This is a genomic window from Citrobacter sp. GW821-FHT02E08, from assembly GCF_059421685.1.
Window position 1 is genome coordinate 178740 of the sequence record NZ_JBWKVL010000003.1, and the last position, 21417, is coordinate 200156.

Sequence of the window (21417 nt, forward strand, 5' to 3'; positions counted from 1 at the left end):
TAAAGGGTTCTGACACATGACGGGTGCCAGAACCCGGGAGAATCAGGGGCGGCCAGCCCAAATGACCATCACTTTATCGTCACCCTGCTCGCGCACGAAGCCGTATCCCTGCGTTAATGAAAGGGTCGTTTGTTTGCCTGCACCTATGGCGGAATGGCGGGCTCTGAACTGGCTGATACGCTGCCAGTGCGCAACGGTATCCGCCGCGTTACCGTTCACGTCCTGCCAGTTCATCTCTGACCGTGTACCTTGCAGAGGATCGGAGCCTGTCGGGCCGAAAGGTCGCGCAGACTCATCACCGTAAAAAATCTGCACAGCGCCAGGCGCCAGCAGCAACAGCTCCGCTGCTTTATCGCCACCTTCCCGGAACAGGCGAGTATCGTGCGATGAGAGATAGCTCAGGACGTTGAAATCCTGCAATTTTTCTGCCATTTGTTGCCAGGTAAGGTCCATGTCGGCCAGACAATCGACCGCTTTTGCCGCCTGTTCCTGGTAATCAAAATTGATCATCGCGTCGAAGCCGTGGCGGTAGTAGTTGCTTTGCATCACGCCATGACCCCAGGCTTCACCGGTCATCCAGAAGGGGCTGTTATCCAGCGCTTTGTCCGGATTGGCGCGTTTCCATTCAACCAGCGCAGCGCTGGCCTGCGTTTTCAGTTGTTGCCAGGCGGGAAGTTCGACGTGCTTGGCGGTATCGACGCGGAAACCGTCGATGCCGTAGCCTCGTACCCACTGACTTAACCAGTGGGTTAAATAATCTCGCGGTGTGTAACCCGCAATGGCTTTGGCGTGGGTATCCGGTTTGTGTTGATAGAAGACGGGCAGGCCAGAAGGAGTGATGGACTCGGTTTTGAGATCGGGCAGAAAGGCCAGGGACATGGTCAGGTCATCAAAGCCTGGCGCGTCGTAATCTCCGATGTCGGTGCGGATCCAATTTTTCCCCCACCATTTTTCCCATGCGGTTTTATCGCCGAAGTTGATGTAATCATTAAAGCTGTGCCAGCTTTGACCCGCTGCGGGTTTCCAGTCCGTCCAGCGCTCACCGAGCGTTTTCTTCAGCTCATCTCCCGATAAATACAGCGCGCCAAACTGGTACTCCTGCATATCTGCCAGCGTGGCGTAACCGGTATGGTTCATCACCACATCGAACAGAATTCGAATACCACGCTGATGTGCGCCGTCAACCAGCGCGCGCAGGTCGTCACCGGTACCCATATTGGCGTCAAGTGTGGTCCAGTCCTGGGTGTAATAACCGTGGTAAGCGTAATGAGGAAAATCGCCTTTGGTGCCGCCGCCGACCCAACCATGAATTTGCTCAAAGGGGGCGCTTATCCACAGGGCGTTGACGCCAAGCTGTTGGAGATAGTCCAGCTTGCTCACCAGCCCGCGTAGATCACCGCCATGAAAGGTACCGATCTCCTGCATACCGTCTTTATGGCGACCATAGCTGTTATCGTTTGTCGGATCGCCATTCTGGAAGCGGTCCGTCAGCACAAAATAGACGGTGGCGTTATGCCAGTCGAATGCGGCGGGAGCGTCGGTCTCTGCCCGCTCCAGCAGTAAAAGCCCATTGCTGGTCGCCGCGGGCTGGAGTGTGATGTGACCATTTTTAACCGTGACGATTTGCTGGCTGTAGAAATCACGTACTTTTGAGCCTTCCGCAAAGGTCCCGGCGACATCCAGGGTCAGCGGCGAACCGTCCCATTTCGGGCACTGGCGTATTGGGTTTTCGGCAGGTTCAGCGGCATTCTTTACCGACAGCATCAGTGTTGGTGTACCCGAGCGGGTATCCACCTCCAGCGTATAGTCGCCCTCTTTAAAAAGCCGCCATTGTGGAGGGGCTTCTTCGCACGGTTTGAGGGACAGCATCTGATTGAGCTTTATCGTCTCTGCAGGCTGCCAGCACTGTTGGTCAAACGTCAGCGTTAAAGGGCGAGTACCCTTCGTCAACGTGGTATGGCTGACAAACTTACCGGTTCCTTGTGCAGTAAAAGCCGGGAAGCCGGGCGTTGTCCATGATGCGGCGATCGCAATGCCGGGCATCAACGCCAAAGCAATGGCGGCAAGTTTCATAACGCGGTCCTTGTTGCTGCGATTTTAGTCAGTTTGCCAGTGAAATGGGGCGGCAAAATCATCCTTTGGATGAATACCTCTAGGATGAGGCGCGAGGATGAGCGATCGTGCGCAAAAAACAGCCTTATTTTGCGATAACCTCCACATTTTCATCGAATTAATGACATTCCTAACCGTTAGCGCGTGACATAGTTTCAGAATTGGACTATTCCTTTGAGTGCTCTTGACGGCTATTTTTGATATGATTTGAGATTCAACTCTCATTTTTGTGAAAAATATAAGGTGTTGGAATGTATAAATCCGACCAGGAGACCTAATGATATTGACTCCCATTCGACGATATGGGGCCATGATTCTTATGTTACTCACCATCGCATTTTCGGGTGAGGTGCTGGCAAAGACGCACACGACGACAACGAGTCAGAAGTCCCACGTAACCAAGACAAGTAATACACAGGCAAGCAGTAAACAAGAGTATTCTCGCAATAGTGCAAAGAGCAGTTCACTTCCTGATTTGCGAAAATACCCTTCCGGAACACCAAGGAAAAAAGCGTTTCTCCGGACGGTTATGCCTTATATTACCAGTCAAAATGCTGCCATTACGGCTGATCGTAATTGGCTGATTTCAAAGCAGTACCAGAACCGCTGGTCGCCTTCTGAGCGTGCGCGCATGAAAGATATCGCGAAACGCTACAAGGTGAGCTGGTCCGGCAATACGCGTAAAGTTCCGTGGAACACGTTGCTTGAGCGTGTCGACATTATCCCTACCAGCATGGTGGCGACAATGGCTGCGGCAGAAAGCGGCTGGGGTACCTCTAAGCTGGCCCGTAACAATAACAATCTGTTCGGTATGAAGTGCGGGAAGGGCCGTTGCAGCAACGCGCCTGGTAAGGTGAAAGGCTATTCTCAGTTCGACTCTGTTAAAGAGTCGGTCAGCGCCTATGTCATCAACCTGAATACCCACCCGGCTTACTCCTCCTTCCGTAAGTCGCGCGCGCAATTGCGCAAAGCGGATCAGGAAGTGACGGCTACCGCGATGATTCATAAGTTGAAAGGTTATTCAACGAAAGGACAGAGCTATAACAACTATCTGTTCGCCATGTACCAGGATAACCAGCGCTTAATTGCCGCGCATATGTAATCGTTACATGCCGGATGGCGCATTAGCGCCGCCATCCGGCAAGCACATCACAACAACACTTCACTGTTCAGGTCACGGTACTCTTTTGGGGTCGTGCCATACTCTTTTTTAAAGACCGAATAGAAATATTGCAGGGAAGGATAGCCGCACATCTGTGAGATTTCGTTGATCGACAGTGTGGTGGAAATCAACAGGCTACGCGCTTTTTCCAGTTTTTCAGCATGGATTACGGCGTGGATAGTCTCCCCCACCTCCTCTTTGAATCGCTTTTCCAGATTTGAGCGGGAAATTCCCACCGCGTCCAGCACCTGATCAACCTTGATACCTTTACAGGCATGATTGCGAATGAAATGCATGGCCTGAATGACGGCCGGGTCTGTGAGCGAACGATAGTCGGTCGACTGACGCTCCACGACGCGCACCGGAGGGACGAGGATGCGCTGTAAGGGCATCTCTTCGTTGGCCAGCAGGCGGTGCAGTATTTTGGCCGCCTGATATCCCATCTGCCGCGCGCCCTGTGCGACCGACGAGAGCGCGACGCGTGACAGGTAACGGGTGAGTTCTTCGTTATCAATCCCAATGACACTCAGCTTTTCAGGCACCGGGATGTGCAGATGTTCACAGACCTGCAGCACATGCCGCGCACGGGCGTCCGTCACCGCAATAATGCCGGTTTGTGGCGGAAGGGTCTGCAGCCAGTCCGCCAGGCGGTTTTGCGCGTGCTGCCAGTTTTCTGGCGCCGTCTCCAGCCCCTGATAGACCACGCCGCGGTATTTCTCTTCCGCCACTAATTGACAAAACGCGTATTCACGTTCTGCTGCCCAGCGTTTACCGCTGGAGGCGGGCAGGCCATAGAAGGCAAAACGGTTAATCCCTTTTTCTTTCAGGTGCAGAAAGGCGCTTTCCACCAATGCGAAGTTATCCGTGGCGACGTAATGGACCGGAGGGTAATGTTCAGGAAGATGGTAGGAACCGCCGACGCCGACGATGGGAACGTCAACGTCAGCAAGCAGACGGGCAATCTCATCGTCGTCGTAGTCGGCGATGACGCCATCTCCCAGCCACTCTTTGATGTTATCAATCCGGGCACGAAAGTCTTCTTCAATAAAGATATCCCACTCGGATTGCGACGCTTGCAAATATTCACCGACACCTTCGACGACCTGACGGTCGTAAGCTTTGTTGGCGTTAAATAACAGCGTGATACGATGACGTTTATCAAACATGGTTCTTTTCCTGCTGAATCATGCATAAAAACAATGCCGGTAGATATTTACCGGCATTGAAACTTCCCCATTTTCTTACATTCAGGCACGGCGTTTGGTTGCTGAGTCCATCCATACTGCCAGCAACAGAATCGCTCCCTTCACGATATACTGCCAGAAAGTGGGAACATCCATCATACTCATTCCATTGTCGAGAGAGGCCATAATAAATGCCCCCATAACGGCACCGGCGACACTCCCGATACCGCCCGCCAGGCTGGTTCCCCCAATTACACACGCGGCAATCGCATCCAGTTCCGCAATATTCCCGGCGGAAGGTGAGCCCGCGCCAAGTCGTGAACTGAGGATCAGCCCGGCAATCGCCACCATCAGGCCATTAATGGCGAAGACCGCGAGCTTGGTACGCTCGACGTTAATACCAGACAGACGTGCGGCTTCGATATTGCCGCCGATGGCGTAAATGCGACGACCAAAGGCGGTGCGCGTTGCCATAAACATGCCGCCGAGCAACAACAGCGTCAGCAGCAGCACCGGCGTCGGGACACCACGATAATCATTCAGCAGCCAGATCGCGCCTAATACGATAATGGCCGTCAACGCCTGGCGACCGACAACCGACGTCGCTACGGGAGATTCAAGGCCTAACGCCTGGCGGCGCATACGCCCACGCCATTGCCAGCCGATAAACGCCATTAACCCGAGTGCGCCGATGATAAAGCCAGTACCATCAGACAAGTAACTCTGGCCAATCTGCGACATGGCGGCGCTGGTGGGCGAGACCGTTGTGCCGTTAGTGATCCCGATGAGAATTCCGCGGAAAGCCAACATGCCGGCAAGCGTCACAATAAACGAAGGGACTTTGCGGTAGGCGACCCACCATCCGTTCCAGGTGCCGAGGAGCAAACCCAGAACCAGCGTGACGATCACCGTCAGCGGCAATGGCCAACCGAGCCAGACGTCGCAGATTGCCGCGACGCCGCCCAATAAGCCCATCATCGAACCGACCGAGAGATCGATTTCGGCGGAGATAATCACGAACACCATACCAACTGCCAGGATACCCGTGATCGCGGTTTGCCGCAGCAAGTTAGAGACGTTACGGGCGCTCAGGTAGGCACCCTCTGTGGTCCACGTGAAAAACAACATGATTACGATGATCGCCGCAATCATGACGAAGACTTGTAAATTAAGCGATTTGATTCCGGGGAAGCCGCCTGCCCGTGGGGCCGCAAGTTTCGCTTCAGACGGGGTGTTTTTCGACATGCTGTTCGCTCCTCAATGCGGCTTCCATGACCTGCTCCTGAGTCAGGTTATGATTCACCAGGTTAGCTTTCAGTTTTCCTTCATGCATCACCAGGATGCGATCGCTCAGTCCGAGCACTTCGGGTAATTCAGAAGAGATGACAATGACGGCGATACCTTGCTGCACAAGCTGGTTAATAAGCTTGTAGATTTCATATTTAGCGCCGATATCAATTCCCCGCGTGGGTTCATCAAGGATGAGAATGCGGGGATTTAACAGGAGACAGCGTGCCAGAATCGCTTTTTGCTGATTGCCTCCGCTCAGACGTCCAATGGCCAGATCGGGAGAGGAGGTTTTGACTTTGAGCTGCTGGAGAGATTCCAGAATGCATTTTTGTTCTGCGGCATCATCGAGATGGCTCAGTGTTCCGGTAAAGGTATCGAGGGCCGCCAGCGTGATGTTTTTCCCCACCGCCATCACGGGAACAATGCCGTCTCTTTTACGGTCTTCGGGAACCATGGCAATACCCTGAGCAATGGCTTGCTGGCAGTTACGAATATCTACCGGCTTGTCCTCAATGAATATTTTCCCCTCCCAACGGCCTGGCCAGACGCCAAACAGACACTGAACGGCTTCGGTACGCCCGGCCCCAACGAGTCCGGCAATGCCCAGAATTTCACCGCGCTTAAGGGAGAAGGAAATATCGTTAACCCGCTTAATATGGCGGTTCACAGGATGCCAGGCGGTAAGGTGCTCAACCCGTAAAATCTCCTCTCCCATTGTGTGCGGTTCACTGGGATAGAGCGCGGTTAGCTCACGACCGACCATCATGGTGATAATATCGTCTTCACTCATGCCAGTGGCATCACGGGTGCCAATATGCTGACCATCGCGAATAACGCAAATCGTATCCGAAATGGCTTTAACCTCATTGAGTTTGTGTGAAATGTAAATGCAGGCAATATCATGCTGTTGCAGATCGCGAATGATATTCAGCAGGATGGCGGTTTCCTGCTCGGTGAGTGAGGCCGTGGGTTCATCCAGAATGAGCAGGCGGACCTGCTTGTTCAGCGCCTTGGCGATTTCGACCAGTTGCTGTTGTCCCAAACCTAAATCACCGACTCGTGTATCGGGCGAAATGGACAAACTGACCTGTTCTAATAATTTTTGGCAACGCAGCGTCATCATGTCGTAATCCAACAGGCCATGACGCGTGATTTCGCTGCCAAGAAATATATTTTCCAGAACCGTCAGATGTTTAACCAGGGCTAATTCCTGGTGAATAATGGCAATACCTTTGCGTTCGGTGTCGCGAATATGGCTAGCCTGAATGGTTTCGCCCGCAAAAATGATCTCGCCTTCGTAAGTTCCATGCGGATAAATACCGCACAGCACCTTCATTAATGTCGATTTCCCGGAACCATTCTCGCCGCATAATGAAACGATTTCGCCAGCATTGACCCTGAGGCTCACGTTATCAACTGCCTTCACGACGCCGAATGTCTTGGTAATGCTCTTCATTTCAAGTAGATATGGCATAACTGCTCCACATAAGCCAATGAGAGAACCCTGCGTGTATACCTGTCGTTATTGTGCTGCAACGTCGGTATCGCCCTCTGATGGTTCAGAGGGCGTAACGCTTAAAGCTCGCTTTTCTTGTGGAACCCGTCTTTGATGACCGTTTCGGTAATATTGTCTTTGTTCACATCAATAGGTGTAAGGAGTCGGGAAGGGACATCTTTCAAACCATTGTTCAGCGTGGTATCTGCCTTGGGCTGTTGATCATTCCCCAATTCGACAGCGATTTCCGCAGCAGTGTTGGCGAGCAGGGTGATCGGTTTATACACCGTCATCGTTTGCGTTCCCGCCATAATGCGTTTGATACCGGCAAGGTCCGCATCCTGCCCGGAAATAGCGACTTTTCCTGATAAACCTTGCGCACTTAACGCCTGAACCGCACCGCCCGCCGTTGCGTCATTTGAGGCGACGACAGCATCAATTTTGTTATTGTTGGCGGTCAACGCATTTTCCATAATCTTCAACGCATTTTCAGGCAACCAGCCGTCAACCCATTGATCGCCGACGACCTTAATTTTGCCTTCGTCAATATACGGTTTTAATACTTTCATTTGCCCGGCGCGGAACAGTTTTGCATTATTATCGACAGGTGATCCTCCCATCAGAAAATAATTTCCCTGGGGTACAATATTGACCAGTGATTGAGCCTGTAATTCGCCTACTTTTTCATTATCAAAAGAGATATAAAAATCGATATCGGCATCGTTGATCATGCGGTCATAAGCCAGGACTTTTATCCCTTCTTGTTTCGCCTCTTTGATGACGTTGCTTAAGACTTGTCCGTTGTAAGGAATTATCACGAGGACGTCTACGCCACGGTTGATCATGTTTTCAATCTGCGACATTTGGGTTTCTTCATTCCCATTTGCAGACTGTACAAATACTTTTGCACCGAGCGATTCCGCTTTGCTGACGAAAATATCGCGATCTTTCTGCCAGCGCTCCAGGCGGAGATCATCAATCGCCATACCGATTTTAACTTCTTTGGCATGACCCGCGACGCTGGTGAGTAAAAGGGATGTGCAGACAGTCAGTAAAATATTTTTTATCTTCATCTTCATAATCGTGATGCCTTTTGTAGGAGAGGACGGCAGTAAAAGTAACAATCACAGCGTAAGACGTAGCAGATTTTTAACAGTTAATGCACGGAAGGCAATTATAGATTTTTATCTTCCGATTACGATTTTTGGTTTATTTCGTAATTTATGACCGGGATCTTATTTTAAATGAATTAGCGATTAACTTGCATTTAAGTTTGATATGTAACGTTTTTTTGATTGTTTGACTTTTATTTTGCGAAGTGGCGCACACTTGTGAATTATCTCAATGGCAGTGTGAAATAACATAATTGAGCAATGGTCAGGGAGTGCCCAATATTACGACATTATCAATCACCCGCCGCATTACCTGATTATGGAGTTCATTATGCAAGCCTATTTTGACCAGCTTGATCGTGTTCGTTATGAAGGCACCAAATCGACTAATCCATTAGCATTTCGTCACTATAATCCGGACGAAATCGTGTTGGGCAAACGCATGGAAGATCATTTGCGTTTTGCGGCGTGCTACTGGCATACCTTCTGTTGGAATGGCGCCGATATGTTTGGCGTTGGGTCGTTTAATCGTCCATGGCAGCAACCTGGCGACGCGATTGAACTTGCGAAGCGCAAGGCTGATGTCGCGTTTGAATTCTTCCACAAACTGAATGTGCCGTATTACTGTTTCCACGATGTGGATGTCTCACCTGAAGGCGCTTCGTTACAAGAGTACAAAAATAACTTTGCGCAAATGGTTGATGTTCTGGCGCAAAAGCAAGACCAGAGCGGCGTGAAGCTGTTGTGGGGGACGGCGAACTGCTTTACCAATCCTCGTTACGGCGCGGGCGCAGCCACTAACCCCGACCCGGAAGTCTTTAGTTGGGCAGCAACCCAGGTGGTGACGGCAATGGATGCCACCCATAAATTGGGTGGGGAAAACTACGTACTGTGGGGCGGTCGTGAAGGCTACGAAACCCTGCTGAATACCGACCTGCGGCAGGAGCGCGAGCAAATTGGTCGCTTTATGCAGATGGTGGTTGAGCATAAACACAAAATTGGCTTCCAGGGCACGCTGCTGATCGAACCCAAACCGCAGGAACCCACTAAACACCAGTATGACTATGATGTTGCTACCGTCTACGGCTTCCTCAAACAGTTCGGTTTGGAAAAAGAGATCAAAGTTAACATTGAAGCTAACCATGCCACGCTGGCGGGACACTCTTTCCATCATGAAATTGCCTCTGCTATCGCGCTGGGTATTTTTGGTTCCGTCGATGCCAACCGTGGTGATGCGCAACTGGGTTGGGATACCGATCAGTTCCCGATCAGCGTGGAAGAAAATGCACTGGTGATGTATGAGATCCTGAAAGCGGGCGGCTTTACCACTGGCGGCCTGAATTTTGACGCCAAAGTGCGTCGTCAGAGCACCGATAAATACGATCTGTTCTACGGCCACATTGGCGCAATGGACACCATGGCGCTGTCGCTGAAGGTGGCGGCGCGTATGCTTGAAGACGGTGAACTGGATAAACGCGTGGCGAAACGTTATGCCGGATGGAATGGCGAGCTGGGTCAGCAAATCCTGAAAGGTCAGTTATCACTCAGTGAGCTGTCGCAGTATGCTGAACAACGTAATCTGGCGCCGGTTCATCAGAGCGGCCATCAGGAGTTGCTGGAAAATCTGGTGAATCAATATCTGTTCGACAAGTAACCGGCTTCATTAGCTGCCCGTAAGCCCGGTAAGCGAGAACGCCACCGGGCATTTCTTTTAAAGGAATCATCGCTATGTATATCGGGATTGATCTGGGTACCTCCGGTGTGAAGGCCATTCTGGTGAATGAGCAAGGGGAGGTCGTTGCCTCACAAACAGAGGCGCTTACCGTCTCCCGGCCTCATCCATTATGGTCGGAGCAGGATCCTGAACAGTGGTGGCAGGCGACCGATCGTGCGGTAAAAGCGTTGAGTCAGCAGCACACCTTGAGCGGCGTGAAAGCCGTGGGTATCGCGGGACAGATGCATGGTGCCACGTTACTTGATAAACAACAGAAAGTATTACGCCCGGCGATTCTGTGGAATGACGGTCGCTGCGGCGAAGAGTGTGTATTACTTGAAAAACAAGTGCCAGCATCGCGCACCATTACCGGCAACCTGATGATGCCTGGTTTTACCGCGCCTAAAGTATTGTGGGTTCAACGCCACGAGCCGGAGATTTTTCGTCAGGTCGCCAGCGTGTTGCTGCCGAAAGATTATCTGCGACTGCGGATGACCGGTGAGTTTGGCAGCGATATGTCTGATGCTGCGGGTACGATGTGGCTGGATGTGGCGAAGCGTGACTGGAGTGACGTCATGCTTGAAGCGTGTGGGCTGACCCGTGCGCATATGCCCGCTTTATACGAAGGGAGCGATATCACCGGTACGCTGTTGCCAGAAGTGGCGCAGTCATGGGGGATGTCTGCGGTGCCCGTTGTGGCAGGCGGAGGCGATAACGCAGCCGGTGCTGTTGGCGTCGGGATGATGAATGCCGATCAGGCGATGCTCTCCCTGGGCACATCCGGCGTGTATTTTGCGGTGAGCGACGGCTTTCTCAGCAGACCCGAAAGCGCAGTACACAGTTTTTGCCATGCGCTGCCCGGACGCTGGCATTTAATGTCCGTCATGCTGAGCGCCGCTTCTTGCCTGGACTGGGCGGCAAAATTAACCGGGATGGCAAATGTTCCTGCGCTGATCGCCGCCGCGCAGCAGGCGGACGACAACGTCGAGCCTGTCTGGTTCCTGCCCTATCTTTCCGGTGAGCGTACGCCGCACAACAACCCGCAGGCTAAGGGGGTGTTCTTTGGTCTGACGCATCAGCATGGCCCGGCAGAGTTGGCGCGGGCGGTACTGGAAGGTGTCGGTTACGCGTTGGCCGATGGCATGGATGCGGTACATGCGTGTGGCGTGCAACCCAGCAGCATTACGTTGATTGGCGGCGGTGCCCGCAGTGAATACTGGCGGCAGATGCTCTCTGATATCAGTGGATTGCAATTAGATTATCGCACCGGTGGCGATGTGGGACCGGCACTAGGGGCGGCGCGTCTGGCACAAATTGCAGTGAATCCCGAAAAACCGTTATCCGATTTGCTGCCGCAGCTCCCGTTGGAACAGGCGCATTATCCGGATGCACAGCGCCATGCGCGCTATCAACAGCAGCGTGACACTTTCCGCCGCCTCTATCAGCAACTCTTGCCGCTGATGTCTTAACCCGCAATCCCTTTCGGTTCGTGTCGGAAGGGATTCGCCATATCTATTAATTCATTGAATATATAGAAATTAATATGTATGTTTTCTGATTTTCACGGTATGGCCACGCCATCGTCTTTCTCATCTCTATTTCTTGCCTTAATGTGAATCACCAAAGCATAAGGAGAGTGATATGGACGATAACATTGTGCGCAGGAAGCGGGCAGTGGGGTTACTACTGCTGGTCTGTGGAGCGCTGGTCTATCTGGCAGGACTATGGCCTGTTTGCCAAACGTTGTGCCAAAAAGGCTATTTTTTGGGCGTTATCGTCATGATGGGCTTTCCTGTGCTGATTCATTATGATCAGACCGACAGCGAACGTCTGCTTACTCACTGCAAGTATTTGTTATTGTTTGGTTCGGGAATGCTGTTCGTCGGGTTATGGAATATTGAGTTGTCACCGGTGATAAAAGTGACCTGCCTGTTGGCGGTGGGAGTGTGTCTGTACGGCACGGACATGTACGCGTCATATTGTGAAAGTGAATGATGGCCGGAGCCATCATTTGTCAGCTTAGCTGACCAGCCTGCGCGTATCCACTCGCTGCAATAGCATGGAAAGTAGCAAGCTCCCTGCCAGCGTGATACTGAAAATCCAGACGATATCCAGCGGCGGCCACTGTTTCATTTCAATCCCATTGGTGCGCAACGCATGGATAATGAGCGCGTGGAATCCATAAATGCCGAGTGAATGACGCGAAATCAGCCCCAGAACCGGAACGGTTTGTTTATTCAACGTATTCTTGACCAGCGTCAGCAGCGACATCGCGAAAATAAACACCGCAGGTCCGCAATAGACATACCAGGTATCGGCAAAATTTCCTCGCCAGCGAAGTTCATACAACGTGCCGCGAGAAATCACCACCACGGCAGTAATACAAAGCAGCGCGCTTATTACGGTGAGCGCTTTTTTTTGCGTGTCCATCATGCCAATGGCCCGACCGAGCATGCCGTACAGGATGTAATAGAAGGTGTCGCCATTGATATATAAATTAATCGGTAGCCACTCAAATCCCCCTATTTTCTGCGTCACGGTATTGGGATTCGCGATGATGCCAATCATTACCATCAGTACCAGCAACATTTTTCCACTGACATTTTTGACCTGTATCAGCGGTGATACCAGGTAGATAACGGCGATCGCGAAGAAAAACCATAAATGGTAGAACACCGGTTTTTGCAGCAGATTTTTCAGCGAGAGTTCTGCGTTGATAGAGGTAAACAACACGATATATGCCAGCGCCACGCCGCTGTAGAACAACAGGCAGAGCGCAATACGTAAAAAATGACGTGGCTGGGCGCTACGTTCCCCAAAAAAGAGAAAACCTGAAATCATAAAGAAAAGCGGAACGCTCACGCGTGAAGCAGAGTTCAGGATATTCGCAAGATCCCAATTCATCGGGCTGACGCTTTGCGCATTCGTGACATACCAGGTGGTGGTATGAATCATGACCACCATTAAACACGCTATCCCGCGCAGATTATCAATCCAATATATTTTGGGCTGCATCAGTGCCTCTGTTGCTGTTCTAAAAATAGTCTGACTGGTGATTTGCCGGTGTATCTCACTGGAATAATCTGAGTTTATACGCTAAAGCTTGTGATGCGTTGGCGAGATTCGCAAAATGCGCTGGCTACGCGAACGTTAATAATAATAAGACAGACCGGCATATAAGGCGGTAATAAAAATGATGATGAAGTCTCTCTTCCCGGCCATGTTGACTCTGGTGCTGGCGGGATGTGCTGGCGAGCAACCGCCGGTGCAAAAAGCGCAGAAGCTCAAAGTAAGCCCCTTGAGAACGCTGGATATGGAAGCGTTGTGCAAAGGTCAGGCGGCAAAGCGCTACAACACAGGCCCGCAAAAAATTGATGTTACCGGCTTTGAACAGTTTCAGGGCAGTTATGAAATGCGTGGCTATACCTTCCGCAAAGAGGGTTTTGTCTGTTCTTTTGACGCGGACGGGCAGTTTTTACACCTTTCCATGCGTTAAGCCCTGCCTTTTTCCCGTTTCGTACTGTATATCTTGCAGTCAGCGGGTATACTGATCCCTTCCTTTAAATCCACACGTATCCAGCACGAAATAATATGCAAAAGTTTGATACCAGGACCTTCCAGGGCTTGATCCTGACCTTACAGGATTACTGGGCTCGCCAGGGCTGCACCATTGTTCAACCATTGGACATGGAAGTCGGCGCGGGGACTTCTCACCCAATGACTTGCCTGCGTGCGCTGGGGCCAGAGCCGATGGCGACTGCCTATGTGCAGCCTTCCCGTCGTCCGACCGATGGCCGCTACGGCGAAAACCCGAACCGTTTACAGCACTACTATCAGTTCCAGGTGGTCATCAAGCCATCTCCGGACAACATTCAGGAGCTGTACCTCGGTTCCCTGAAAGAGCTGGGAATGGACCCGACCATCCACGACATCCGTTTCGTGGAAGATAACTGGGAAAACCCGACGCTGGGTGCCTGGGGTCTGGGCTGGGAAGTGTGGCTGAACGGGATGGAAGTGACTCAGTTCACTTACTTCCAGCAGGTGGGCGGTCTGGAGTGTAAACCGGTGACCGGCGAGATCACCTACGGTCTGGAACGTCTGGCGATGTACATTCAGGGCGTAGACAGCGTTTACGACCTGGTCTGGAGCGACGGCCCGCTGGGTAAAACCACCTACGGCGACGTGTTCCATCAGAACGAAGTGGAGCAATCCACCTATAACTTCGAATACGCGGACGTGGACTTCCTGTTCTCCTGCTTCGAGCAGTATGAGAAAGAAGCTCAACAGCTGCTGGCGCTGGAAAACCCACTGCCGCTGCCTGCCTACGAGCGTATTCTGAAAGCCGCTCACAGCTTCAACCTGCTGGATGCGCGTAAAGCCATCTCCGTCACCGAGCGTCAGCGCTATATTCTGCGCATTCGCACCCTGACCAAAGCAGTGGCAGAAGCTTATTATGCTTCCCGTGAGGCCCTTGGCTTCCCGATGTGCAACAAAGACAAGTAAGAGGCGGCCATGTCTGAGAAAACTTTTCTGGTGGAAATCGGCACTGAAGAGCTGCCACCAAAAGCCCTGCGCAGCCTGGCGGAGTCCTTTGCTGCGAACTTTACCGCGGAGCTGGATAACGCCGGCCTCGCACACGGCAACGTTGAGTGGTTTGCTGCTCCGCGTCGTCTGGCGCTGAAAGTCGCGAATCTGGCTGAATCACAGGCAGACCGCGAAGTTGAAAAACGCGGCCCGGCGGTCTCTGCGGCGTTTGACGCAGAAGGTAAACCGAGCAAAGCGGCAGAAGGTTGGGCACGTGGCTGCGGGATAACCGTTGACCAGGCCGAGCGTCTGACCACCGACAAAGGCGAATGGCTGCTCTATCGCGCCCACGTGAAGGGCGAAAGCACCGAAGCGCTGGTGCCGAACATGGTGGCAACCTCGCTGGCGAAACTGCCGATCCCTAAACTGATGCGCTGGGGAGCAAGCGACGTCCACTTCGTGCGTCCGGTGCATACCGTGACTCTGCTGCTGGGCGATAAAGTCATTCCGGCAACGATTCTGGGCATTCAGTCCGATCGCGTGATTCGCGGCCATCGCTTTATGGGCGAGCCGGAATTCACCCTCGACAATGCCGATCAGTATCCTGAAATTCTGCGTGAGCGCGGCAAGGTCATCGCGGATTACGAAGAGCGTAAGGCGAAGATTAAAGCGGACGCGGAAGAAGCAGCACGTAAGATTGGCGGTAACGCTGACCTGAGCGAAAGCCTGCTGGAAGAAGTTGCCTCGCTGGTGGAGTGGCCGGTTGTCCTGACCGCGAAATTCGAAGAAAAATTCCTCGCGGTGCCGTCTGAAGCGCTGGTACACACCATGAAAGGTGACCAGAAGTACTTCCCGGTTTACGCGAACGACGGCAAACTGCTGCCGAACTTTATCTTCGTCTCCAACATTGAGTCGAAAGATCCGCAGCAGATCATCTCCGGTAACGAGAAGGTGGTGCGTCCGCGTCTGGCTGATGCTGAGTTCTTCTTCAACACCGACCGTAAAAAACGTCTGGAAGATAACCTGCCGCGTCTGCAAACCGTGCTGTTCCAACAGCAACTGGGTACGCTGCGTGACAAGACTGACCGTATTCAGGCGCTGGCAGGCTGGATTGCCGGACAGATTGGCGCTGACGTAAACCACGCGACCCGCGCGGGCCTGCTGTCTAAGTGCGACCTGATGACCAACATGGTCTTCGAGTTCACCGACACCCAGGGCGTGATGGGTATGCACTACGCGCGTCACGACGGCGAAGCGGAAGATGTGGCCGTGGCGCTGAACGAGCAGTATCAGCCGCGTTTCGCGGGTGATGACCTGCCGTCAAACCCGGTGGCATGTGCTGTGGCGATTGCCGACAAGATGGACACCCTGGCGGGTATCTTCGGTATCGGTCAGCATCCGAAAGGCGACAAAGACCCGTTTGCGTTGCGTCGTGCTGCGCTCGGCGTGTTGCGTATCATCGTTGAGAAGAACCTGAATCTGGATCTGCAGACGCTGACCGAAGAAGCGGTGCGTCTGTACGGCGACAAGCTGACGAACACCAACGTGGTGGATGACGTTATCGACTTTATGCTGGGCCGTTTCCGCGCCTGGTATCAGGATGAAGGCTACACCGTCGACACCATTCAGGCAGTGCTGGCGCGTCGTCCGACCCGTCCGGCAGACTTCGATGCGCGTATGAAGGCGGTTTCGCACTTCCGTACTCTGGAAGCGGCATCTGCACTGGCTGCGGCTAACAAGCGTGTATCCAACATTCTGGCGAAATCCGACGAAACGCTGAACGAGCGTGTGAACGCCGCGACCCTGAAAGAGCCAGAAGAAATTAAGCTGGCGATGCAGGTTGTGGTGCTGCGCGATAAGCTGGAGCCGTTCTTCGCGGAAGGCCGCTATCAGGAAGCGCTGGTTGAACTGGCTGAACTGCGTGAGCCGGTCGATGCCTTCTTCGAGAAAGTGATGGTGAACGTCGAGGATAAAGACTTGCGTATTAACCGTCTCTCTATGCTCGAAAAACTGCGTGAACTGTTCCTGCGCGTTGCGGATATTTCGCTGCTGCAGTAAGCGTTTGCTCTGATGCAAAAAAACCTGCCGAATGGCAGGTTTTTTTATGCAGAAGGGTTAGCGCAGCTGCAACGAAGTCAGGCAGGTTTGGCTGTCATTCATGGTCTTAATAGGATGAACCGCTTTCTTGCCGTTGTAGCTCACTTCAATGGCGCCCTCCATCTTGCGTGGCAGCCACACGCCGACAAAGCCGTTCTGATGGCTTTTCATCTCTTTTTGGACGACAACGTCACCCTTGTTATCCGTTACTTTCACGTTAAATGTTGTGTTCGGCATCTCTCCCCGACAGCCGGAAAGGCTGTGGTTGAAGCAGGGATGCGTTTGCTGTTCATAAGGCGCAAAGGAGAGATAGAACTTATCACCCAGCGGTAACGTGTATGTCTGGTCTCCGTCCGATAACTTCAGCTCGGTACTGGTTATGGATGCAGAGTAAGGCAGCGGGCGGTTTTGCGGAGACTGATCAATGGTTTCGACGATCTGTTCAACGGATTTACCGGCAAGCCCATGCTCTGCAAGGAATGTGGATTCTGACGTCGCGGCGAATGCGGCGCTGCTGGTGAGTAATCCCAGGCATAACAAGAGTGAGGATTTCGGCATAGCTTCAATTCCATGTGAAAAACAGGGATTTCACTATAATGCTTGCCCTAAGGGGAGGGTCAAAGGTAACGCAGGTAAAGTAATGCAAAGACGGGTGAGAGAAGGACTGTGGGATTCAGATAAAAAAAATCCCCGCCATCTGGCAGGGATCTTGAATTCTGAGCTTTTTAAGCTTACAGGCTGGTTACGTTGCCAGCTGCCGGGCCTTTAGCGCCGCTTTCGATGGTGAAGGAAACTTTCTGACCTTCATCCAGAGATTTGTAACCTTCGTTCTGGATAGCAGAGAAGTGTACGAACACGTCTTTAGAGCCATCGTCAGGAGTGATGAAGCCGAAGCCTTTATCAGCGTTGAACCATTTTACGATACCAGTCATTTTACCGGACATAGTGTATTACCTTTTAAAAAATAAGTTTGCCTTTCGGCGATATGGCGTGCTTTACAGATTTTTTAAGCGTTAAGGAAATGCGCACTACGAGGGGTATCAACGATAACTCTTGAAGGGGACTTGCCTTACTAAACTGCTTTAATGGTCTGTACGTCAAACCGTTGAGTGCATTAACTCATGTAATGCGTATTGATGCAACTTTTATTTTCTCTTTTTGGAAACTAAGCGGGAAAACGGTCCCGATGCAGGACCGTTAAGTGAGGGAGTTTGCAGGTCGCTCACTCCATCAATTGCTTACTTAATCTCGGGTTCGCCTGGATGAGACGCATCAGTTTTAACTCGGTGGCAGAAGGCTTTACGCGTTTTGACTCCCACTCTTGCACCGTAGCAACTGTCACGCCCAACGCTCTGGCGAACTCATCTGTTTGCAACCCGGTTCCTCTTCGCAGTTGTTCAAATTCGGTGAAGGGACTGGGCTTATGCGTCAGGGTCATCTTTTGATATTCATCTTTAAAAACAATCTGTTCCAGGCTGCTCAGTAGCTCAGGCATGGGATCTTTATATTCCATTGATAACTCCTATAAATCACACAGCGGGATCGTGAATTTCATCGAAGCTCATTAAGAATAGTCGGGAAAAATAGGGCGGGGAGAAAGACACAGTGTGTTATCCCGAAGTGGATTCGTTTCAGCACAAGTCCGACGCGGATCAACCGTTTTCTAATGGCCTGATATCGGTCGAGATCTGCACAGTATCAGCAACATTTGTAAAGATTACGAAATTCTTACTATATCGCGAAGGTGGGGTCAGGGACCTGGTTCCCGGCAGCGCAGGATCAGCTTTCCGCGTCTCGTTGTATTGCAGCCTTCACTTGTGTAATTTTCCGCTACAAGATTACGTGGAAAGGGTATCTTGCAAGCCTGACCTGGACTATCCTTGTGAGCGTCAGGCACGCGGGTGTCGTTGTGCGCATTTATGGGTGAAAGGAGTATTAAAATGGCGACAGGTAAGTCCTGCTCTCGCTGGTTTGCGCCTGTTGTGGCGTTATTAATGGTAGTTAGCCTGAGCGGGTGTTTTGATAAAGAAGGCGATCAGCGCAAAGCGTTTATCGATTTCCTGCAGAATACTGCAATGCGTAGCGGGGAGCGTTTACCGACGCTGACAGCCGATCAGAAAAAACAGTTTGGTCCCTTTGTTTCTGATTACGCCGTTCTGTATGGCTTTTCGCAGCAGGTAAATCAGGCGATGGATGCGGGTCTGCGCCCGGTCGTTGATAGCGTCAATGCAATCCGCGTTCCTCAGGATTACTTAACCCAACGTGAACCGCTGCGTCAGGCAAATGGTTCGTTAGGTGTGCTTGCCCAGCAGTTGCAGAACGCAAAATTGCAGGCAGATGCTGCGCATAGCGCGCTGAAACAGGCTGACGATCTGAAACCTGTTTTCGATAAGGTTTACAGCAAAGTCGTTACCGCACCGGCAGATGCGTTGCAGCCGCTGATCCCAGCCGCGCAAATTTTTACGCAGCAACTGGTACAGGTCGGCGATTTTGTGGCGCAGCAAGAGGCGCAGGTGAGCTTTGTGGCGAACGGCATTCAGTTCCCTACATCTCAACAAGCCAGCCAGTACAACACGCTGATTGGCCCGCTGGCATCCCAGCATCAGGCATTTACTCAGGCCTGGACGGCTGCGGTGAACGCGACCGAATAAACGATTAATGCCCGAGAGGATCGGGCATTGAACCCGTTGATATGAAAAAGAGGCGAGCGATTCGCCTCTTTTTTATTACTACCTTGCGACTTGCGGGTTAACGCAATTCTTCTCTACCTTGCCTTGCAGCGCATCGATTAAATTATCCACGGCGCAGGCGGCCATGTTATAGCGCGTTTCATGGGTCGCCGATCCGATGTGCGGCACCGCCACCACGTTCGACAGAGACAGTAACGGTGAGTCTACCGGCAACGGCTCTTGCTCAAACACATCCAGGCCTGCTGCGTGAATCACGCCGTTTTGCAGAGCGGCAATCAGTGCGTTTTCATCGACAACCGGGCCACGCCCTGCGTTGATGAAAATGGCGGAAGACTTCATTTTGGCAAATTGTTCTGCACCAAACAGATGATGCGTTTCTTCTGTTAGCGGCAGGATCAGGCAAACAAAATCAGATTCCTGTAACAGTGTGTCGAGGTCGCAATAGCGCGCGTTAAAACGATCCTCCGCCTCCTGATGGCGGCGACGCGCGTTATAAAGAACCGGCATGTTAAAACCGAAATGGGCACGCTGCGCCAGTGCCAGACCAATGCGGCCCATGCCAACGATCCCCACTGTTTTGTGGTGAACATCGGTACCAAACCAATCCGGGCCAATACTGTTCGTCCATTCGCCCGCCTTCACGCGCTCTGCGACGTCCACCACGCGACGTGCCGTGCTCAGGATCAGCGCCATCACCGTATCGGCAACGGTTTCTGTCAGCACGGTGGGCGTGTGCATCAGCAGTACATTGCGTGCATTCAGGGCATCCACATCAAAATTGTCATAGCCTACTGAAATAGTTGATGTTGCGCGTAGGTTCGGCATCTTCTCCAGCAATGTGCTATTGACGGCTTCATTGGAACCCAGCAGGCCTTCTGCCGCGGCAAAGGCTTTGGCGTGTTGTTCTACCGTCTCCGGACGCAGGTTTGGCACCTGCGTAACGGTGAAGTGTGCTTCCAGGCGATGCAGTAAATCGTCAGGCAACGCTTTGTAGAGAATAATGGACGGCTTCATGCAAATCTCCGTGAGTTAAAATTTACGCGTGGCGTGCGCCAACCGGCAGCTGATGATTATTTGCGGGTTTAACGAGTAGAGTTAGCCATACTGGGGTAAAAAGCGCCACTCCCATAAACATGTAAGAGACGGAAAGCGTGCAGCTTTTGCTGCGTCGCTGATGGTGGGATGCGCTGATGTTGCCATAGGAGATTCCCACGCCTGAATGAGAGAACACCTTAGCGCGTAAATTTGGCTCATCAAGTATTTTGCCCGGCAGCGGGATGCTTACCGGGCTTGCGAATGTCTACCCGAGGCCGGACAAGACGCTGGCGCGTCGTTTTCCGGCAACAAAAATTACTGAATCGGGCTTAAGGTGATTTCGACGCGGCGGTTCTGCGCTTTGCCTTCTGCGGTGCTGTTGCTGGCAATTGGGTTTGCCGGGCCCATACCGCTGGTGCGGATACGGTTAGCTTCAACACCCTGGGTGATCAGCGAGCTGGCCACTGAGTCTGCGCGCTGTTGTGACAGACGCATGTTCAGATCCTGGCTACCGGTGCTGTCGGTGTAACCAATGACGTTGACTGCCGTTTTATTGTACTCTTTCAGTACCATCGCGACGCCTGTCAGGGTATTTGCACCCGCTGGTTTCAGGGTGGCGCTGCTGCTGTCGAAGGTCACGTTGTTTGGCATATTCAGGATGATGTTATCGCCACTACGCGTCACACTCACGCCTGTTCCCTGCATTTTCTCGCGCAGTTTTGCTTCTTGCGCGTCCATGTAGTAGCCAATACCGCCACCTAATGCAGCTCCCGCCGCGGCGCCAATCAGTGCGCCTTTACCGCGATCCTTTTTGGATGAGGAGAGGGCGCCGACGCCAGCGCCAACCAGCGTACCAATACCAGCGCCAATACCGGCTTTACCCGCTTCGCGCTCACCGGTGTAAGGGTTTGTTGTGCAGCCTGATACCGCCAGGGCGCCGCTCACAATGGCAGCAATCACAAATACACGTTTCTTCATCTTAATTCCTTAATGACTTTTTAT

Annotated in this window: 19 protein-coding genes and 1 pseudogene; 8 read left to right on the forward strand and 12 right to left on the reverse strand. The window is 52.2% G+C overall.

What is annotated here, in order from left to right:
* Positions 1 to 42: 42 nt before the first annotated feature.
* Positions 43 to 2073, reverse strand: a complete 2031-nt coding sequence (malS, locus tag AC07UY_RS05245) for an alpha-amylase (RefSeq protein WP_494700864.1) — start codon at positions 2071 to 2073, stop codon at positions 43 to 45.
* Positions 2074 to 2389: 316 nt separating this feature from the next.
* Here malS and AC07UY_RS05250 point away from each other — a divergent pair, with 316 nt between their 5' ends.
* Positions 2390 to 3214 (forward strand): protein bax, encoded by an 825-nt coding sequence (locus AC07UY_RS05250; RefSeq protein WP_203359611.1) that lies wholly within the window; start codon positions 2390 to 2392, stop codon positions 3212 to 3214.
* A gap of 47 nt (positions 3215 to 3261) precedes the next feature.
* On the opposite strand, the gene xylR is transcribed toward AC07UY_RS05250, so the two are convergent.
* The 4 genes from xylR to xylF all read right to left on the reverse strand — a co-directional run bounded on the left by xylR (position 3262) and on the right by xylF (position 8316).
* The gene (gene xylR, locus AC07UY_RS05255) at positions 3262 to 4440 is read right to left on the reverse strand and encodes a D-xylose utilization transcriptional activator XylR (RefSeq protein WP_494700863.1); all 1179 of its coding nucleotides are present in this window, start codon (positions 4438 to 4440) and stop codon (positions 3262 to 3264) included.
* An 81-nt stretch (positions 4441 to 4521) separates the two neighbouring features.
* Positions 4522 to 5703 carry a xylose ABC transporter permease XylH gene (xylH, locus tag AC07UY_RS05260; protein WP_494700862.1) on the reverse strand — a complete coding sequence of 394 codons (1182 nt, stop codon included), beginning with the start codon at positions 5701 to 5703 and terminating at the stop codon, positions 4522 to 4524.
* A complete protein-coding gene (locus AC07UY_RS05265; RefSeq protein WP_494700861.1) occupies positions 5681 to 7222 on the reverse strand; it encodes a xylose ABC transporter ATP-binding protein in 1542 nt (513 codons plus the stop codon). Before AC07UY_RS05265 ends, xylH begins: the two co-directional genes overlap by 23 nt.
* 101 nt (positions 7223 to 7323) lie before the next feature.
* Complete coding sequence (xylF, locus tag AC07UY_RS05270) at positions 7324 to 8316, reverse strand: D-xylose ABC transporter substrate-binding protein (RefSeq protein ID WP_203361189.1); 993 nt, start codon at positions 8314 to 8316, stop codon at positions 7324 to 7326.
* A gap of 370 nt (positions 8317 to 8686) precedes the next feature.
* Between xylF and xylA the strand changes: the two genes are divergently transcribed.
* The 3 genes from xylA (at position 8687) to AC07UY_RS05285 (ending at position 12064) form a co-directional block, all read left to right on the forward strand.
* Positions 8687 to 10009, forward strand: a complete 1323-nt coding sequence (xylA, locus tag AC07UY_RS05275; RefSeq protein ID WP_203359615.1) for a xylose isomerase — start codon at positions 8687 to 8689, stop codon at positions 10007 to 10009.
* Positions 10010 to 10083: 74 nt separating this feature from the next.
* A complete protein-coding gene (gene xylB, locus AC07UY_RS05280) occupies positions 10084 to 11538 on the forward strand; it encodes a xylulokinase (protein ID WP_494659643.1) in 1455 nt (484 codons plus the stop codon).
* Positions 11539 to 11710: 172 nt separating this feature from the next.
* Positions 11711 to 12064 (forward strand): YiaA/YiaB family inner membrane protein, encoded by a 354-nt coding sequence (locus AC07UY_RS05285; protein WP_494700860.1) that lies wholly within the window; start codon positions 11711 to 11713, stop codon positions 12062 to 12064.
* Positions 12065 to 12088: 24 nt separating this feature from the next.
* Here AC07UY_RS05285 and AC07UY_RS05290 read toward each other — a convergent pair whose 3' ends face one another.
* The gene (locus AC07UY_RS05290; RefSeq protein ID WP_494700859.1) at positions 12089 to 13084 is read right to left on the reverse strand and encodes an acyltransferase; all 996 of its coding nucleotides are present in this window, start codon (positions 13082 to 13084) and stop codon (positions 12089 to 12091) included.
* Between the two features lie 178 nt (positions 13085 to 13262).
* On the opposite strand from AC07UY_RS05290, the gene AC07UY_RS05295 reads away from it, so the two are divergent.
* The 3 genes from AC07UY_RS05295 (at position 13263) to glyS (ending at position 16651) form a co-directional block, all read left to right on the forward strand.
* Positions 13263 to 13565: a YsaB family lipoprotein gene (locus tag AC07UY_RS05295; RefSeq protein WP_494659646.1), complete on the forward strand. Its 303-nt coding sequence runs from the start codon at positions 13263 to 13265 to the stop codon at positions 13563 to 13565.
* Positions 13566 to 13660: 95 nt separating this feature from the next.
* Positions 13661 to 14572, forward strand: a complete 912-nt coding sequence (glyQ, locus tag AC07UY_RS05300; protein WP_006817708.1) for a glycine--tRNA ligase subunit alpha — start codon at positions 13661 to 13663, stop codon at positions 14570 to 14572.
* A 9-nt stretch (positions 14573 to 14581) separates the two neighbouring features.
* Complete coding sequence (glyS, locus tag AC07UY_RS05305) at positions 14582 to 16651, forward strand: glycine--tRNA ligase subunit beta (protein ID WP_494700858.1); 2070 nt, start codon at positions 14582 to 14584, stop codon at positions 16649 to 16651.
* A gap of 57 nt (positions 16652 to 16708) precedes the next feature.
* Here the strand turns inward: glyS and cueP are convergent, their stop codons facing one another.
* The 3 genes from cueP to AC07UY_RS05320 all read right to left on the reverse strand — a co-directional run bounded on the left by cueP (position 16709) and on the right by AC07UY_RS05320 (position 18203).
* On the reverse strand, positions 16709 to 17248 hold the full coding sequence (cueP, locus tag AC07UY_RS05310; protein ID WP_203359621.1) for a copper-binding periplasmic metallochaperone CueP: 540 nt from the start codon (positions 17246 to 17248) through the stop codon (positions 16709 to 16711).
* Positions 17249 to 17421: 173 nt separating this feature from the next.
* Positions 17422 to 17634: a transcription antiterminator/RNA stability regulator CspE gene (cspE, locus tag AC07UY_RS05315; protein ID WP_004126446.1), complete on the reverse strand. Its 213-nt coding sequence runs from the start codon at positions 17632 to 17634 to the stop codon at positions 17422 to 17424.
* 278 nt (positions 17635 to 17912) lie between these two features.
* Positions 17913 to 18203 carry an HTH-type transcriptional regulator gene (locus AC07UY_RS05320; RefSeq protein WP_494659648.1) on the reverse strand — a complete coding sequence of 97 codons (291 nt, stop codon included), beginning with the start codon at positions 18201 to 18203 and terminating at the stop codon, positions 17913 to 17915.
* A gap of 427 nt (positions 18204 to 18630) precedes the next feature.
* Between AC07UY_RS05320 and AC07UY_RS05325 the strand changes: the two genes are divergently transcribed.
* Positions 18631 to 19341: a DUF3053 domain-containing protein gene (locus AC07UY_RS05325; protein ID WP_494659649.1), complete on the forward strand. Its 711-nt coding sequence runs from the start codon at positions 18631 to 18633 to the stop codon at positions 19339 to 19341.
* A 78-nt stretch (positions 19342 to 19419) separates the two neighbouring features.
* On the opposite strand, the gene ghrB is transcribed toward AC07UY_RS05325, so the two are convergent.
* The 3 genes and pseudogenes from ghrB to AC07UY_RS05340 all read right to left on the reverse strand — a co-directional run bounded on the left by ghrB (position 19420) and on the right by AC07UY_RS05340 (position 21393).
* The gene (ghrB, locus tag AC07UY_RS05330) at positions 19420 to 20394 is read right to left on the reverse strand and encodes a glyoxylate/hydroxypyruvate reductase GhrB (protein WP_494700857.1); all 975 of its coding nucleotides are present in this window, start codon (positions 20392 to 20394) and stop codon (positions 19420 to 19422) included.
* Positions 20395 to 20416: 22 nt separating this feature from the next.
* Positions 20417 to 20527: pseudogene (locus AC07UY_RS05335) on the reverse strand (hypothetical protein); the annotation flags it as partial.
* A gap of 203 nt (positions 20528 to 20730) precedes the next feature.
* Positions 20731 to 21393 (reverse strand): OmpA family lipoprotein, encoded by a 663-nt coding sequence (locus tag AC07UY_RS05340; protein ID WP_162382626.1) that lies wholly within the window; start codon positions 21391 to 21393, stop codon positions 20731 to 20733.
* Between the last annotated feature and the right edge of the window lie 24 nt (positions 21394 to 21417).

Excerpts from the sequence above, each read along its gene's own strand:
- cueP (WP_203359621.1), bottom strand. The coding sequence starts at position 17,248 with ATGCCGAAATCCTCACTCTTGTTATGCCTGGGATTACTCACCAGCAGC.
- xylA (WP_203359615.1), top strand. The coding sequence starts at position 8,687 with ATGCAAGCCTATTTTGACCAGCTTGATCGTGTTCGTTATGAAGGCACC.
- cspE (WP_004126446.1), bottom strand. The coding sequence starts at position 17,634 with ATGTCCGGTAAAATGACTGGTATCGTAAAATGGTTCAACGCTGATAAA.
- ghrB (WP_494700857.1), bottom strand. The coding sequence starts at position 20,394 with ATGAAGCCGTCCATTATTCTCTACAAAGCGTTGCCTGACGATTTACTG.
- AC07UY_RS05285 (WP_494700860.1), top strand. The coding sequence starts at position 11,711 with ATGGACGATAACATTGTGCGCAGGAAGCGGGCAGTGGGGTTACTACTG.
- AC07UY_RS05295 (WP_494659646.1), top strand. The coding sequence starts at position 13,263 with ATGATGATGAAGTCTCTCTTCCCGGCCATGTTGACTCTGGTGCTGGCG.
- xylH (WP_494700862.1), bottom strand. The coding sequence starts at position 5,703 with ATGTCGAAAAACACCCCGTCTGAAGCGAAACTTGCGGCCCCACGGGCA.
- glyS (WP_494700858.1), top strand. The coding sequence starts at position 14,582 with ATGTCTGAGAAAACTTTTCTGGTGGAAATCGGCACTGAAGAGCTGCCA.
- xylB (WP_494659643.1), top strand. The coding sequence starts at position 10,084 with ATGTATATCGGGATTGATCTGGGTACCTCCGGTGTGAAGGCCATTCTG.
- xylR (WP_494700863.1), bottom strand. The coding sequence starts at position 4,440 with ATGTTTGATAAACGTCATCGTATCACGCTGTTATTTAACGCCAACAAA.
- AC07UY_RS05340 (WP_162382626.1), bottom strand. The coding sequence starts at position 21,393 with ATGAAGAAACGTGTATTTGTGATTGCTGCCATTGTGAGCGGCGCCCTG.
- glyQ (WP_006817708.1), top strand. The coding sequence starts at position 13,661 with ATGCAAAAGTTTGATACCAGGACCTTCCAGGGCTTGATCCTGACCTTA.
- AC07UY_RS05265 (WP_494700861.1), bottom strand. The coding sequence starts at position 7,222 with ATGCCATATCTACTTGAAATGAAGAGCATTACCAAGACATTCGGCGTC.
- AC07UY_RS05250 (WP_203359611.1), top strand. The coding sequence starts at position 2,390 with ATGATATTGACTCCCATTCGACGATATGGGGCCATGATTCTTATGTTA.
- xylF (WP_203361189.1), bottom strand. The coding sequence starts at position 8,316 with ATGAAGATAAAAAATATTTTACTGACTGTCTGCACATCCCTTTTACTC.
- AC07UY_RS05325 (WP_494659649.1), top strand. The coding sequence starts at position 18,631 with ATGGCGACAGGTAAGTCCTGCTCTCGCTGGTTTGCGCCTGTTGTGGCG.
- AC07UY_RS05290 (WP_494700859.1), bottom strand. The coding sequence starts at position 13,084 with ATGCAGCCCAAAATATATTGGATTGATAATCTGCGCGGGATAGCGTGT.
- malS (WP_494700864.1), bottom strand. The coding sequence starts at position 2,073 with ATGAAACTTGCCGCCATTGCTTTGGCGTTGATGCCCGGCATTGCGATC.
- AC07UY_RS05320 (WP_494659648.1), bottom strand. The coding sequence starts at position 18,203 with ATGGAATATAAAGATCCCATGCCTGAGCTACTGAGCAGCCTGGAACAG.